The organism is Novosphingobium kaempferiae (assembly GCF_021227995.1).
GTDB classification, from domain to species: Bacteria; Pseudomonadota; Alphaproteobacteria; order Sphingomonadales; family Sphingomonadaceae; genus Novosphingobium; species Novosphingobium kaempferiae.
The window spans coordinates 1,274,778-1,288,241 of sequence record NZ_CP089301.1; the positions used below are offsets into that span (position 1 = coordinate 1,274,778).

General features: G+C 65.5%; 17 protein-coding genes and 1 pseudogene. 4 read left to right on the forward strand and 14 right to left on the reverse strand.

The window, feature by feature from the left end; genetic code table 11:
• Positions 1-33: 33 nt before the first annotated feature.
• The 14 genes and pseudogenes from LO787_RS05925 to LO787_RS05985 all read right to left on the reverse strand — a co-directional run bounded on the left by LO787_RS05925 (position 34) and on the right by LO787_RS05985 (position 11,161).
• Positions 34-906 (reverse strand): S49 family peptidase, encoded by an 873-nt coding sequence (locus tag LO787_RS05925; protein ID WP_232494926.1) that lies wholly within the window; start codon positions 904-906, stop codon positions 34-36.
• The gene (locus tag LO787_RS05930; RefSeq protein WP_232494927.1) at positions 903-2,192 is read right to left on the reverse strand and encodes a phage portal protein; all 1,290 of its coding nucleotides are present in this window, start codon (positions 2,190-2,192) and stop codon (positions 903-905) included. Before LO787_RS05930 ends, LO787_RS05925 begins: the two co-directional genes overlap by 4 nt.
• Positions 2,189-3,886 (reverse strand): terminase large subunit, encoded by a 1,698-nt coding sequence (locus LO787_RS05935; protein WP_232494928.1) that lies wholly within the window; start codon positions 3,884-3,886, stop codon positions 2,189-2,191. The genes LO787_RS05930 and LO787_RS05935 overlap by 4 nt, the downstream gene beginning before the upstream one ends.
• A gap of 3 nt (positions 3,887-3,889) precedes the next feature.
• Positions 3,890-4,468, reverse strand: coding sequence for a hypothetical protein (locus LO787_RS05940; protein WP_232494929.1), 579 nt, complete (start codon positions 4,466-4,468; stop codon positions 3,890-3,892).
• 54 nt (positions 4,469-4,522) lie between these two features.
• Positions 4,523-4,804 (reverse strand): HNH endonuclease signature motif containing protein, encoded by a 282-nt coding sequence (locus tag LO787_RS05945; protein ID WP_232494930.1) that lies wholly within the window; start codon positions 4,802-4,804, stop codon positions 4,523-4,525.
• Positions 4,805-5,030: 226 nt separating this feature from the next.
• Positions 5,031-5,549: a hypothetical protein gene (locus tag LO787_RS05950; protein ID WP_232494931.1), complete on the reverse strand. Its 519-nt coding sequence runs from the start codon at positions 5,547-5,549 to the stop codon at positions 5,031-5,033.
• Positions 5,550-5,868: 319 nt separating this feature from the next.
• Entirely contained in the window at positions 5,869-7,383 is a 1,515-nt protein-coding gene (locus tag LO787_RS05955) for a DNA primase family protein (RefSeq protein WP_232494932.1), read from the reverse strand.
• A gap of 489 nt (positions 7,384-7,872) precedes the next feature.
• Positions 7,873-8,091: pseudogene (locus tag LO787_RS05960) on the reverse strand (DUF2312 domain-containing protein); the annotation flags it as partial.
• Complete coding sequence (locus LO787_RS05965) at positions 8,088-9,308, reverse strand: CHC2 zinc finger domain-containing protein (protein ID WP_232494933.1); 1,221 nt, start codon at positions 9,306-9,308, stop codon at positions 8,088-8,090. The gene LO787_RS05965 and the pseudogene LO787_RS05960, both read right to left, overlap by 4 nt.
• A gap of 17 nt (positions 9,309-9,325) precedes the next feature.
• Positions 9,326-9,511 (reverse strand): hypothetical protein, encoded by a 186-nt coding sequence (locus LO787_RS05970; protein WP_232494934.1) that lies wholly within the window; start codon positions 9,509-9,511, stop codon positions 9,326-9,328.
• 14 nt (positions 9,512-9,525) lie between these two features.
• Positions 9,526-9,972, reverse strand: a complete 447-nt coding sequence (locus LO787_RS05975; RefSeq protein ID WP_232494935.1) for a hypothetical protein — start codon at positions 9,970-9,972, stop codon at positions 9,526-9,528.
• Positions 9,973-10,051: 79 nt separating this feature from the next.
• Complete coding sequence (locus LO787_RS26080; protein WP_255700842.1) at positions 10,052-10,177, reverse strand: hypothetical protein; 126 nt, start codon at positions 10,175-10,177, stop codon at positions 10,052-10,054.
• A complete protein-coding gene (locus tag LO787_RS05980; RefSeq protein WP_232494936.1) occupies positions 10,174-10,692 on the reverse strand; it encodes a hypothetical protein in 519 nt (172 codons plus the stop codon). Before LO787_RS05980 ends, LO787_RS26080 begins: the two co-directional genes overlap by 4 nt.
• Positions 10,693-10,696: 4 nt before the next feature.
• Complete coding sequence (locus LO787_RS05985) at positions 10,697-11,161, reverse strand: phage regulatory CII family protein (protein ID WP_232494937.1); 465 nt, start codon at positions 11,159-11,161, stop codon at positions 10,697-10,699.
• A gap of 14 nt (positions 11,162-11,175) precedes the next feature.
• Here LO787_RS05985 and LO787_RS05990 point away from each other — a divergent pair, with 14 nt between their 5' ends.
• The 4 genes from LO787_RS05990 to LO787_RS06005 all read left to right on the forward strand — a co-directional run bounded on the left by LO787_RS05990 (position 11,176) and on the right by LO787_RS06005 (position 13,422).
• On the forward strand, positions 11,176-12,117 hold the full coding sequence (locus LO787_RS05990; protein ID WP_232494938.1) for a LexA family protein: 942 nt from the start codon (positions 11,176-11,178) through the stop codon (positions 12,115-12,117).
• Positions 12,118-12,461: 344 nt separating this feature from the next.
• Complete coding sequence (locus LO787_RS05995) at positions 12,462-12,737, forward strand: hypothetical protein (RefSeq protein ID WP_232494939.1); 276 nt, start codon at positions 12,462-12,464, stop codon at positions 12,735-12,737.
• Complete coding sequence (locus tag LO787_RS06000; RefSeq protein WP_232494940.1) at positions 12,734-13,207, forward strand: hypothetical protein; 474 nt, start codon at positions 12,734-12,736, stop codon at positions 13,205-13,207. Before LO787_RS05995 ends, LO787_RS06000 begins: the two co-directional genes overlap by 4 nt.
• The gene (locus LO787_RS06005) at positions 13,204-13,422 is read left to right on the forward strand and encodes a hypothetical protein (protein WP_232494941.1); all 219 of its coding nucleotides are present in this window, start codon (positions 13,204-13,206) and stop codon (positions 13,420-13,422) included. Before LO787_RS06000 ends, LO787_RS06005 begins: the two co-directional genes overlap by 4 nt.
• Positions 13,423-13,464 lie beyond the last annotated feature (42 nt).

A 13,464-nucleotide genomic window follows, 5' to 3' on the forward strand; every position in this document is an offset into this window, starting at 1 on the left:
AGCCGCCCGGTGAACCCTTTCGGGAATGCTCGATCAGATGGCGGTTGCGGCCTCGGCGACTGCGGCCTGTCGCCGCATCAGGGCCAGGCGCGATCTGCTGGAAGACATCTTGGCGACAACGTCGCGCAGGGTGGCGATGCCGTCCACGGCGCCGTTCGCCAGCGCGCGCTGGGCGGAGAACGTCTTGCCGGAACCATGAACGCCGGGGACATCCTTGGCGGCCATACCGCGCCCGCGCGCGATGGCGGCCACGAATGCTTCGTTACTTTCGTCGACCGACGCCTGAATTTCCTCGCGATCGGCATCCGTCAGCGCCGCAAACGGATGGCCGGCGATCTTGTCGGGGTGCGAAGCGATCAGCGTGGTGCGCATCCCGATCTTCTCTTCGAAGCCGGACTGGTCGACATGTCCCGATCGCACACCGACGGAGCCGACGTCGCCGCTGGGCGTCACGAAGAACTGCGATGCCTGCGCCGCCAGCCAGTAGGCCGCTGAATAGGCGAAGGTGTTGGCGACGGCGGCAATCGGCTTCGACTGCCGCGCCTCGTAGATTGCGTCACCAGCCTCGGCCGTGCCGAACACGTATCCACCGGGGCTTTGCACGTCGAGGACGATGGCGCCGATCTTTGGATCCGCCGCGAACGTGCGGATACGCTCGGCCAGAACATCGCTCGCCGTTCGGGGATAACCGAGCCCGGTCGGCCCGATCATACCTCGGATCGGCACGATCACCGTCGCGCCTTCGCGGATGGGATCGGGGTTCGCCTTCGCCTCGGGCGCGGCGAAGCTAGCAAGCTTTGCCAGGCCCTCCGGCAGAATGGCTTCGATCGCGCCGCGCTTCAGCCAGGCGTCCAGATAGGCCGGGTGCATCGCCCACAGCGCGCCGGCAGCGATCAGTCCAGTCATTGGTCAGTGCCTACCTTGTCCTGGGGAGACGTCTCGCCTCCCGTCATTGTGTCCGCCGCGCGGTTGCTGTTCAGGGGCGCACGCGGATCCCGAGACCAGTCCTCGTTGAATGCGGGCATGTCGAACCAGTCGGTCCGCAGTTCGTCGACCGAATGCGTGCCAGCGGTGCGCGCCAGCACCGCATTGCGGAACTGCGTGCCGCTATCTCCGCGCAGAAGGCTGTTCAGGTTGAACCGGGCACGGATGCCCTTGGCTCGCATGTCGGGCGGCAGCAGCCGTACCGTGATGGCCTGCTCCGCCCTGCGCGCCAGTGGCCGCATCGTGTACTTCACGAACTGGCCGGCTTCCTGCTCCTGGTTGGCCGCCGGGCCGCCTTCCTCGCCCACCATGGAACGGGGGATGCGCCAGTACCGCCCCATCTCCAGCGTGCGCTGCTTGATTAGCTCCACCAGTTGGCTGTCGGTGTTGGTGCTCTGGGTTTCCTTGAAGGACAGCCCCTGTTCGAGCACCGGGATGCCGCCGTTCTTCCAGCGTGCGACACCCTCCTTGATGTGCGCCAGCCCCTCGTCGGTCAGCTTCTGTTCGGTCGAAAGGATGCCCGCGAAGCGCTGCTGGTTGCGGAAGAAGGAACGCGCGCCCGCCTCAAGTGCAAGCTGGAAGTCGATAGCACCCTTGGCCATCTGCCACGGAACTAGCGGTTTCAGCGCGGCATCCGAGATGCCGGAGATCCAGAACAGCTGCTGCGGCACCAGACGACGGGTCTTCCCGTCCATGTGATAATCGACGGTGAAATGGCGCTCGCCCCAATCGACCGACTGCTTGCGCGGATCCAGCGGCCAGATCTCCGCCTGCTCGATACCCACGGTGGGCTCGGCAAACGCCACGCCGCGCAGGCTCGCGCAGAACGCCATGCATGCCCAGAACTCCGAACTGACCTGCAGCGGGTTGGGCTCCAGCCAGAGGACGTCGGACAGCGGCACGCTGATTGGCTTCAGGTTCTCGTCGACCAGACTGCCCTGCAGGCTGCCGAATGCTTCCGCGATCAGCGAGACACAGAAGTACACTGCCGAAACCCGCGCCGCGGTCTCCGGCGTCGTCGCCGCGCTGGGGAGGGAAGACAGGATCGACCATTGATCGTCGCCCCAGAAACGCCCGTCCACCACGTCGGTTGGCGCGGGACGGTCGGCGGAAAGCGGCGTCGCGCTGCTGTGGTCTGCGCTCTGGCTCCATCTGCGCTCCCGCTCCGCCGCCTGCGCAGAAAGCCGATATCCGCTGACGCTGCTCACAACACCACCATTGCGCGCTTGTCGTACACGCTGCCCGCGTCGCCTGCTTCCGGGTTGCGCTCCATCAGCTTCACCGCGTTGAACAGGGCGCACAGGGGGTCGATCTTCGCCTTTCCTGCCGCTTCCTTGGTGATGTACACCGCGTTACCTCGCTGTTCGGCCTTCGCATTACCCACGCACCAGGCCATCATGTCCGTACCGTCGTGACGCATCGTCCCGTCGCGCAGCTTGCGCTCCGAACTCCACACCGCCGACGAAAGCTTGAAACCCTGACCGACCGCGACCAGTTGGTCGTCCGTCAGCCCCATGCCCGCCAGCTCGTCGACGAGAGCGCCGACGGCCAGCGGGTCCAGCCCGACCGCACCCTTTTCGGGCAGCAGGCCGCTGGCGTTTACCTGGGCGACGATCGCCGCCACCTCTTCAATGTCCTGTGTTGCACTTTCGCAAAGCTTCAGCGTGCCCGCCTGCTCGAAATCGAGCAGGCGCGGTGCCACGTCCTTGCGCAGTTCCAGCACATCTCGCATCGCCCACGCACGGGCCCACACGAGCCAGCAACCGGTGCCGCGCTCGCGGCCGACCACAGCCAAGCCGAACAGGTCGTCCAGACCGCCGCCGTCAATGCCGCACACCGCGACCTCACACCGCGCTAGCAGCGACTCCAGCGTCAAGCCGGGCTCAGTTGCGTCCAGCCAGTAATCGGCTCCGCGCCAGCGCTGGGCATGAAGGCCAAGCCCGATCTCAATGTTCAGGTGCTGCGATGCCCAGCGCGCAAGCTCAGCCGCGCCCTTTTCCCTGGCTTCGAAGAACTGGGGCCGCAGCAGGTCGATCTGCACCGACCGTCCGAGGTTCGGCAGGACCATCGGCCAGCACGCAGGGTCCATCCACGGTTGCTGCGGGTCGGTCTGAAACTCTTCGGCAAACTCGTACAGAATGGGCAGCGTCGTCGCGCCTTCACCTGTCAGCTTTCCGTCCCGGATCGACCGGGCCAGCTGCAGCTCCTCCTTGAAGACACCCGCCGGCGGTTCGTCCGACTGCGTCGTGATCATGTACAGGAACGCGCCTGGGCGGGAGATCATGCCGCCGTAGATCTGGCCGAGCACGCGGCTCGCGTAGTGGACCTTGCCCAATATGTGCAATTCGTCGACGATCGCACCTTTGGGGATGCCGCCGGTCGAAACCTTCTCGTCGAAGGTCTGCACCTTCAGCGTCGATTCGGTCACCCGATCGACGATCGTCTTCAGGTGCGTCTTCACGTGGAACCGATCCCGCAGGACCGGGTCCGCCATGATCATGCCTTCGGCCTGGTTGAAACCGCGCTGCGCGATCTCCTGCGTCGGGCCGAACAGGTAGTATGGCTGGCGTGGCTCCGGGTCCATCAGCAGCGCCGTCACGCCGATCGCGCCCGCTTTCGTCGTCTTCGAATTCTTCTTGGGCACCAACTCGAATATCTTGCGCACCCGGCGACGCCCGTCCGGCATCATCGATCCGAAGAGCGCGGCGACGGTGTCACGTTGCCAGTCGCCCGCAGCAACGCGCATTTCTGGGCGGTCCCCTACGTCAGGCAGGCGCAGCTTGTTGAAGATCTGCACTGCCCGGCTCGCCATCGCCCGGTCCAGCGGAAGGTCCGGGATAAGGCTTCGTCCATCGCGCAGCCGTTCCTTCCAATCGGGACAGGCGAAGTTCCAGCTTTCCATGCGTCAGTTCGGCAGGATGCTTCCGGGGCCATGGAGCAATGGCCCCCAGCCACTGTCCTCCCGCCCCGCATCCCATGCCGCGTCGCGGCGCTCTTCCTTCACGCCCTTGCGCGTCTTCGACTTCGGAGCTGCGATCGGAGTCGGACCGAGGCGCGACTTGTCCAAGCGCTTCAGCAGCTTCTCAGTCGCGGACGTCTTGCCGTCGATCGACTGCTGGTTGAGCCGCTGCAGCAGCTCGGCTTCGAGAAGCAATCCCGCATGGCGCTTCGCGCGCTTGAGCTCAGGGCTCGAAAAATAATGCTTCCTCATGGTCGGAACCGACACGCCGATGGCTGCAGCACAGTCCACTTCGGTCCGACCCATGCCAAACAGCAGAACGAGTTTCTCTAGGTTTTCTGCGGTTGGCACATGCTGGTCGCGCCCCCGCTCGCCTTTGTTCGGCGGCACCGGATGGCCGAGCAGGTCAAACGGCAGCCATCCCGGCCCACCGCGCTTGCCCGAAACTTCATCCGTCACAAAAAAAACCTCCGAATGGGACGGGTGGCGGTCATGGGGCCACCAGGCCTCCGAACTTTCGACCACCCCCCTCCGTTCACCCTCGCGGGCGGTTGCCTGAACCGACCGGGCAGGTCGCGGTCACCGACCGCCGCGCGCTCGCCGCGCCCGCGCCTCGGCCGTCTTCGTGTTGTGGTGCGGCAGGCAGAGCCATTCGAGGTTCGCCGGATCGAGGTCGGCGCCGCCGTCCTTCCGCTCCTGCTTGTGATCGAGGATCAGCCGCGTGGTCGATCCGCAGATCGCGCACCACTTGTTGGGCTGGCGCTTGCGCGCCTCTGCCCACTCCGCCGAGTTGTAGAACCGATCAGCCACCTTCGGCATCGCCTTCACCCGCGAGGGCAGAGCGCCAAGGCGCGAAGGCATGGACTTGAGGCGACCCATCACGGCTCCAAACGACAACGGGCGGCAGAGGCCGAAGCCGCTACCGCCCGTCATCACAGGGGAGAGAGCCAACCGTCGCGGGGCACACCACGATCAGCGTGCCCACTGGCTACCCCGAAACCTTGTCCAAACGGACACCCTTTATTTCTTTGTCCAAAATCTTAGGGGCTTGACCGGTTGGACAGAGGATTTCTGCGGCTTTCAGAGCCTAGAGCTTGTCCAAACCGGGCGAGGATGCGCGCGCCGCACGCTCCAGAGCCAGCGCAAGCCGCCCTATCGCCCGCTCATAGGCCTTGCGCATCCCGTCGCTGGTGGTCGCCAACACGCAGCCCCGAGCGAGGTTGTGCAACTCACCTCCCATCGCACGATAGACCCGGTCCCACCCGAACCCGTCAGGCCCGGGCCAGCGCTTCATCACGATCACGCGACCCACGAGGTGCCGATGGCCTTCCGGGATGGCGTTCGCCAGCGGACGTTCCCCGGTCAGCATGCGCTCCACGAGATTAGCGCAGCGGCGCGTCAGGCGAGGGGACGGCACGTACTCATCGGCATAGTCGGCCTGCACATCCTTCACGATGGCAGGCCATCCCGTGCGCTGGCCTGCTGCCAAGAACGAGCGCTCCCGATCCGGCATCGCGCCAAGATACTCGACCGCCGCCGTCAGCGTGTCTTCCGCGTCCTGCCAGGAGACGACCGCGACCGAGAGCGAAGAGGATGGATTTCCCATATTTAGTATCTCTCTTTACAGACAGACAGACAGACAGTTGACGGGGTAACGCACATGCGCGCCCGCACACACATGGAGTGAACTCCGCAGAAACTGTCTGTCTGTCTGCCAACTGTCTGTAAGCCGCAGAAATCCGCGCCCAAAATCGACAGACAGTTACAGACGAACAGACGGTTTCGCCGCCCGGGTGAGGACCGCGCCTTGCCCTTGTCTTCCCGCCTTCGCCTCCCCGACACCGTTTTTCGCGCCGCCGCCCGGGGTTTCGACAGACAGTTGTCCGAACTGTCTGTAACTGTCTGTTCCCACATCTTGTGGGTCATCACCACGCACCGCCAAGGTCATCCGCAGCCGCAACCGCCGCCGCACTGGCCAGTTCGCTGTCGGCCCGCAGGCGGCAGCCACGTCGCAGCACCTTGCCGTCCGCGCCCTTCATCTTCGCCAGCTGCTTGTCGCCCAGCGCCCGCCCGAAGGCCGTGCTGGACATGATCTCGCGGTCGCTGACGGCGTTCTCCTCGCAGAACGTCTTGTAGCTGGCATACAGGTCTGCGGCCTTCTCGCGGTGCTCCGGATCGCGCAGGTCAATCCGATCCGAGAACCACTCGCCAAAAGGGTTCGACGATTTTCGATATTCGTCGATCGCCTCCTGCACGCTTTGCGGCGGCTGTAAACCCTCGCTCAGCCAGATCAGCGTGCCTTCCACAAGCCAGCGCAGCACGCCTGCGCCCTCAGCCAGAAGCCGTCGCCCTATGGTCTTGTCCGCCGCGCCCTTGAACTGGTGCGGGAACTGGATGACCACGATGCGCCGCCAGATGCCGTCATCGTCGCCGCTGATACGCGGCTTGCGGTTGCACTCCGCGATCAGCGCGAAGCGGGGGCGATACTCGAAAGGCGCGCCATGCAGCTCGCGCGCCTGAATAGGCTGCCCGCCCGTGACCTGCTTGATGCGGCCTTCGTCCAGCGCAGAGCCGATGCGCGGCTCGCTGATGCAGCAGATCCGCACGTCGCCCGCCAGGCGCGCCATGTCCGGGCTGGCCTCGGCTCCGGACCGCGCGGCACCGTGAAGGAAGCTTTCGACCGCTGCCGTCGCGCCATACTCGCCGATCACCTCGCGGATCACGTCGATGGTGGTGGACTTGCCGTCACCACCCTTGCCCTGCAGCAGGAAGATGCACTGCTCGGTGATCTCGCCTGTGATCGCATAGCCCATGCAGGCCTGGAAGAACCGTCGCACACCGGGATCGGGCAGCACGGTGGCGATGTGCTTCTCCCATTCCGGGCACTTGGCCTCCGGCGCGTCCGGATCGTCGATCCAGTCCACCGCCGCAAGGCGGCTGATGCGGTCGGCCAGATCGTGCCGGTCGAGCCGGACCGACCATGCCCCGTCCTTCTCCACGAACCGCAGCGTCCCGTTTCCCACGTTGACCGCCAGCGTCTCCCGGTCGAAATCGTCGCGCGTGATCGGTACTTCGCTCTGCAACTGGCCCAGCGCAGCCGTCGTCTTGTTCAGGTTCCCGGACGTGACGCCGTGCTTGTATAGCGCGACCTGCCGCTCCTCAATCGCCGGAACGTCCGCGCCCGACTTGTCCTTTGCCGCCTCCAGGGCGTCGGCCTCGATCGGGATATGCCGGGCCATATCGTGCGCCAGCTGCTTGGCGATGCGCGCGCCATCCTTCCCGGACCATCGCTTGCCGTCATAGGCACGCCAGTGATCTTCGCACCACAGCAACCGGCCCAGCGCCAGGTCGAAGATACGCCGGGCATTGCCGATGTCGTTCAACTCGTACCACGCCATCGCCTCGGCACTGACGACGGGAATTTCGATTGATTCTCTCATGACGGCTTACAGTTCCCCCCGCAGAGCCCGGCGCGCAGCCTCGGCCGCGGCACGATGCGCGGTCAGGGTCTTCACGCGCTTGGGCGGTGCTTTCGTCGGTTTCGGCGCGAAAAGCCGCGCCAGTGTCTCGTCCTGCGTCGGCTCGGCCATATCGGGCCGGGCATCGACGGTGGATCGGTAGAGTTGGAAGGTCGCTTCACCGGCCCGCATGGCGTCCTCGCCATACTTCTCGACCTTCTCGTACCAGCGAACAGTCAGGCCCAGCTGCTTGGCGTCGAAGCCCTGTCCCGCCGCTACCTTCTTGCGCGCCGCTTCCTCGGCCCGCATCGCCCGGATTTCCTCGCGCAGGTCCAGCAGCCACAGCACATGCCCGATCAGGGCCTGCGCCTGTTCCGGATCCTCGATCCCCGCGATCTGCTCGGCCAGCATGGCGATCGCCAGCGCCTGCACGCGCTCGTCGACGGTGCGCACCTCCGGTTCTGCCAAGCCGCCCAGCGCCGCCTCGTACGTCTCCAGCAGCATGTCGCCTTCCGCGCGGTCCTCGGGCTTCATGGCCCGGCGCGCGATCAGCTTGCGGATCGTCGCGGCGTCGTACCCTACGGCCTTGGCCTCGGTGTAGACGTCGGCGATGTCCTGCGTGATGCCGCTGCGCTCTTCCAGCAGTCGTTCGATGCGCTCGACGTACAGTCGAAGTCGATCGTCGCTCATGTCAGCGCCTCATCGTTGAAATCGTGTCCCGCACGGGGCCGCAGCACCCGCACATGGCTGGCCCCGGCGCGTCGCCACGCGGCCGCCGCCAGCTGCCCGCACAGCGTCGTCCGCTCATCCCCGGTCAGGTCGCGGCGGATGGCGCGGGCGCGCGGCCGTTCCTGCACCCGCCGGTTCGTCAGCCCTTTCATGTCCGCGTCCACCCCGATGGCCACTGCACCGGGAGCGGGGACGGTGAAGGGCGGGTTCTCCGGATCGCTCTGGACATTCCACAGCTGGAGAGAGGGCGCGCCATCAACGCGCGGCCCGTTCTCCAGCCAACCGCCCTGCAGGTTGCCCAGCGAAAGCGTGGCCAGCGCGCCGCGCAAGACGTGCCGCCGCGCCTCGCGCTCCAGCAGCGAATGGGTGGATTCGATGCCCTCGCCGACCACCAGTTCACCCGGCGCGCCGAGCCACTCCGCATCGTGCCAGTCCCCCCAAAGGGGTGGAGGGATCGGAACGCAGCCCATCCCGGCTTCGCCCCATATCTTCCGGCTCGCGCGCTTGTGTTCCTTGCCCTCGCGATCAAACCAGCTGGGCAATCGCGCCTTGCCGCGCCCGTCGGGGGCAAGATAGGTGACGTGGACGCCTTGCTGCACGAACACGCGCGCGCCCGGCTCTCCGCTGACATGGCAGATCGGCGCCAGCATCGCGGGCGCGGTCAGCCGGGGTGCATCCCCGCGCCGCCACAACGACACAGGACAGCGGGAAAGGAACTGCACCACGCCGATCAGCCCGCTGCTGCGCGGATCGATGCCCCGGTGCCGCAGGTATGTTTCCACGATCGTGCCCCGCGCCGGACGCGCCACGCGCGAAACTGCGATCCCGGCTTCCAGCGATGTCACAAGCCCGCCGTCATCCCGGCCCTCGCGCACGGAAGCCCGCTGCTTGATCGGGCGCGAACCCGCCTGCACCGTCTCGCCATCCAGCGCGGCCAGCGCATCCATAAACGAATGCCCCTGGGCCTCTTGCAGAAAGCGCAAGGCATCGCCGTGGGCGGAACAGCCGAAACAGTGCCAGAACCCCTTTTCGGGGACGACCGTGAAGCTGGGCGTGGTTTCCTGATGGAACGGGCACAGACCCACATATTCGCGACCGGTCTTTCGCAGCTTCACGGTGCGACCGACGATCGCTACCAGATCGGCGCGCAGCAGCGCCTGGTCGATGCGCTGGCGCAACTCGGGCGAGATCCCGTTCACAGGAAGTCCGCCAGCATGCCGCGCGCCTGTTCCAGCTTCGCGAGGGCGCGGCGCACGTCCGTTCCCGGTCCGCCGGACGCCAGTTCGCGCGCCAGATGCGCCAGGCGCTCCACGTCATAGGCGATCTGGTAGACCGCCATGCGCGGCGGCAGGCTGGGCCCAAGGTCGGATTGCACGGACATGCTGGGTTACCGGCTCAGTCCGCAGCCGCCAGCATGGCGCCGCTCGCCTTGAACACGAAATGCGGCGATTGCCCGTTGGTCGGCCGCAGGGCTTCGCACTTCTCGATGGCGAAGGTGGGAAAATCTAGTGCGAACAGCCCGTCCGCCGTCGCCGCGTTCAGCGTGACGGCGTAATTGCCCGCCTTGTCCCGACTGGCTGTGAAATTGCCACCGTTGGCCGGAACGGCAACGCGGATCTTGCCTGCATCTTCGGCCTTTCCGAACAGCAGGATCACCTTCTGCTTATCGGATGCCAGGCTCACCTGCTTGGCCAGCTTCGCGCCGATCTGGACGCGGATGTAACGTACATCCTTACCCGAACGACTGCCCAGCTTGCGGGCGGACACCTGCACACCCATCGGCGGGACTTTGGGGACACCCGCCTTCGGCGGATTGACGCACTCGATGATCTCGAAGGCCATGATACACCTCGATGCTGATACCGGTGACGGCCCGCCGGCAGGCGAAATGCTGATGACGAGGCGGCGCCGGGGCCGCGCGTCAGGGAATGTCGACGAGGCGGGCCAGCACCCACGCCAGGCCAAGCGCCACGCCGCCAGCGATCAGCGCCAGGGCACCGGCGTACAGAGCCCACATCGACCCGTTCGGGTTCTCGTCTTCGGTCACAGGCTGTCTCCCGTTCTCAGGATTTCGACGAAGCGGTTCACGCCCACGCGCCTGATCTTGATGAAGCCGCCCTCCACCAGCAGGCGAAGGCGGTAATCGGCGGCCTGTCGGTGCGGCAGGCGCGCCCGCTCGGCCAGCAGGTCAAGGCTGGGCAAGGGCCCCGCCACGCGGGCGAGCACTGCGAGCAGCTGCTCTTCGGGCCGCCCGGCGATGGAACAGCTCTGCGAAACCGCATTCGCCGAAGCCGCCGCATTGGGCCGCTTCTCGATGAAGTATTGCCAGCCCGCGCCGCCCGGATCGCGCTGTCGCGAAAGGTGGCACAGGCCCTGCTGATGCCAGTTGCGCGCCAACGCGGCGGCGGGAACGCCCGGTGTCAGGCTGGGCCCGATAGCATAGACGATGCGCTCCCCCGCGTCTGCCTTGCGGAACTTGCGCTCCAGCTCGGCCGCGTCGGCATAGGTCGTCAGCGGCCCGATGCGGTAATGGACGTCCTCTCTGGCGATGCCCCCACGCATGGCGCTATTCCCCGCTCGGCAGGACGTTGACGACCACGCGCAGCCGCACCAGCGACTGCATCGCTTCGTCGATCTGCTTCGTGATCTGTGTGCTGTCGCTGGCGCAGACCTTGGCATCGGTCAGTGCCGCGCGGATGGCGTCGGATATGTCCCCGAACTCCGCGCAAGCATCGATCAGTGCGGTACTCAGGTCGCTCGGCCCCGCCTGCACTTCCGGCAGGCGATACAGGACGTGGCCCAGCTCGGCCGCCAGGGCTGACAGGATCGGAGTGCCGTCCCCGCGCGATATCGCCACTTCGTCCAGCGCCAGCGCGCAGTCCAGCGGCGGGAAGGCGCTGTGGTTCAGGTTGTTCCAGTCGCCAGCGACCGAACGGCTGCGCCCAGCCGTCATGCCCGCGCCGTCGACGCCGCCACACGCGCCGATGGCTTCGCGCACCGCGCGCTTGATGCGGCCGAGGGCCGCGATCATGCCACGCCCCGCAGTTGGGCACCGGACGTTTCTCCGCTCTGTCCGGTGGACTGGGCTTGCTGCGGTGCGCCATCAACATGGGCATGTTCGAGATCGCTGAGATCATCAGGCAATGCCCTACCACCCACGTGCGCAGCGAGGCGGAGGTGCGCCATCCGCGAATGCGGGATGCCATTCTTTCGCCAACTATGGACGGTCGACATGGGCGCCTCGATCATCTTTGCGACCGCTGCGGTGCCGCCCAAATGATCAATCACGATGTTCGCGAGCAAGTTCATGTCGTTGAAATGCGATATTCGCACTTTCAGGTCAAGGGCCAGAAGTGCGATTTAAGACGTTGCGATAATCGTAGCGAAATTCACGAAGGGCGAATGCGCCCAGAAGACATCAAAGCCGAGCTAGACGCTCGCAACATGTCGATCGTCGACCTTGCCGACGCGATCGGGATGAACAGCAACTATCTGGGGAAGGCGCTAAGGGGTGGCCGCAAGCTATCCGCTGATGAGCTGATCGCGATCCAGAACGTGTTAGCACCGGAAGATTTGGCTCACCGCATCCGAACCATTCCGCATCTGGGATCGGTTCCCGCTGGGAAATTTAGACCTTCCGAGCAACAAGGCGGTCGGCGCGTCGCGGTATCGGACCCGGAAACCCCGCCCAACGCATTCGCCTTGACTGTTGACGGCAACTCTATGGATCTGGTCGTCCCTAGCGGAACAACACTGATAATTGACCCCGATGACAAGGCGCTGTGGCCCGGAAAGCGGTACGTCATTCAGACGGAGGATGGTCGGACGACATATAAGGAATTTCAGGCTGACCCTGCTCGCTTGGTGCCCTTATCGACCGACGACACTCACGAAGAAATGCTTTTGGGCAGTGAGCCAATAGTCATTGTTGGGCGGGTGTACTCGTACACGATGCGCGACGTGGATTTACCGCGCCGCCCTCGGTGACAAACCGCTCATGAAGTTCTTCGATCTCACCAGGGACTGACACGAAGAATTTGCCCCACTCGTCGAACGAGCCTAACCCGAGTTCGAGTGCGTCTTGCTGCGCCTGCTTTTTCACGCGCCGCCAAGGCGCCTTGGGCTCACCAAACATCCGCACTCGATAAAGCAACATCGTCACCTCCGTCCTCGATTCGCCCCTAGGCGCTGCCCCCTTATAGGAACGGAAAGTGAACAAAATGAAGGCGTGAAAACGCATAATGCGATAATCGCACTTTTATGGCTTGACGCAAGAAGTGCGATTATCGCATGTACAGCTTCAACAGGCACCCCGCCTGATGGAGTCGAACATGCTGAACGTCAGCGCCCCGTACCCGCACGCCGGGTCCACCGCCTACATCGACGACATCGACTGCTTGGATAAGCCGGTCGTCCGCAAGGTGCGGATCATCTCGCACAAGCCTGAAGACCTGGTGCTGATCGCCATCCGCGACCGGCTCGCCCCGCGTGAGGCGGCCAGTGGCAACCGCACCGTCCCGCTCTCCTCGCTCCGCGAGACGGAACAGCCGGAACAGCACACCATTTCCAAGCCCTCGGGTCGCAAGCCGAAGGCTGGCCGCCGGTGAGCGCACAACGCGCCACTGGCGGCCTTGAGCCGCTCTCCACCATTGCCACCCGCGAATGGCGACGTCGCGACGCACTCGTTCGCGCGCTCCACGCCCGGGGGCAATGGACGCGCGAGCAGGCCGAGGGCGCGTGGTGGCGCTGGCTCTCCATCGCCCTGCGGACCGACGCTGATCTGGCGGACCTCCCCGCTGACGTGGCGATGCAGCTGCACACGATGGTCGTCATCGTCGGCAAGCTGACGGACTCGGACCGCCGCGTGATGCTGGCGGACGACTATGCCGAGCGGCACGAGTGGGAGCCGGAACTGGGCGCCGCCACACAGCGCGCCATCGACCGACAGGCGCAGGAACCCAGCGCCATCAACCTCCAGCAGGCCCGCGACCTGATCGCCCTGTCCCGCGCGCTCGGCGTCGCGGTGACGTGGCGCGCGGTCGAGGTTGCCGCCGAACCCGAAAGGATCGCCGCGTGAACACATTTCCGCTCGAACCGATAATCTACAGCCCGTCCCACGGCGGCCTGACCCCTCATTCGGTCCTGCAGCACAGCCTGCTCAAGGAAGATGACCTCGACCGTTTCGAGGGCTGGTTGATCCGCACCCATTACGGCCTGACCGCGCTGCTTATCCTGCTCGCGATCGCGCTGCCCAGCATCATCGGCCTCGGCCTTACCCGCCTTCTGGCCTGAACCCCACCCCCGCAGGTCCGGGCTCTCTGTCCCGACCCACCC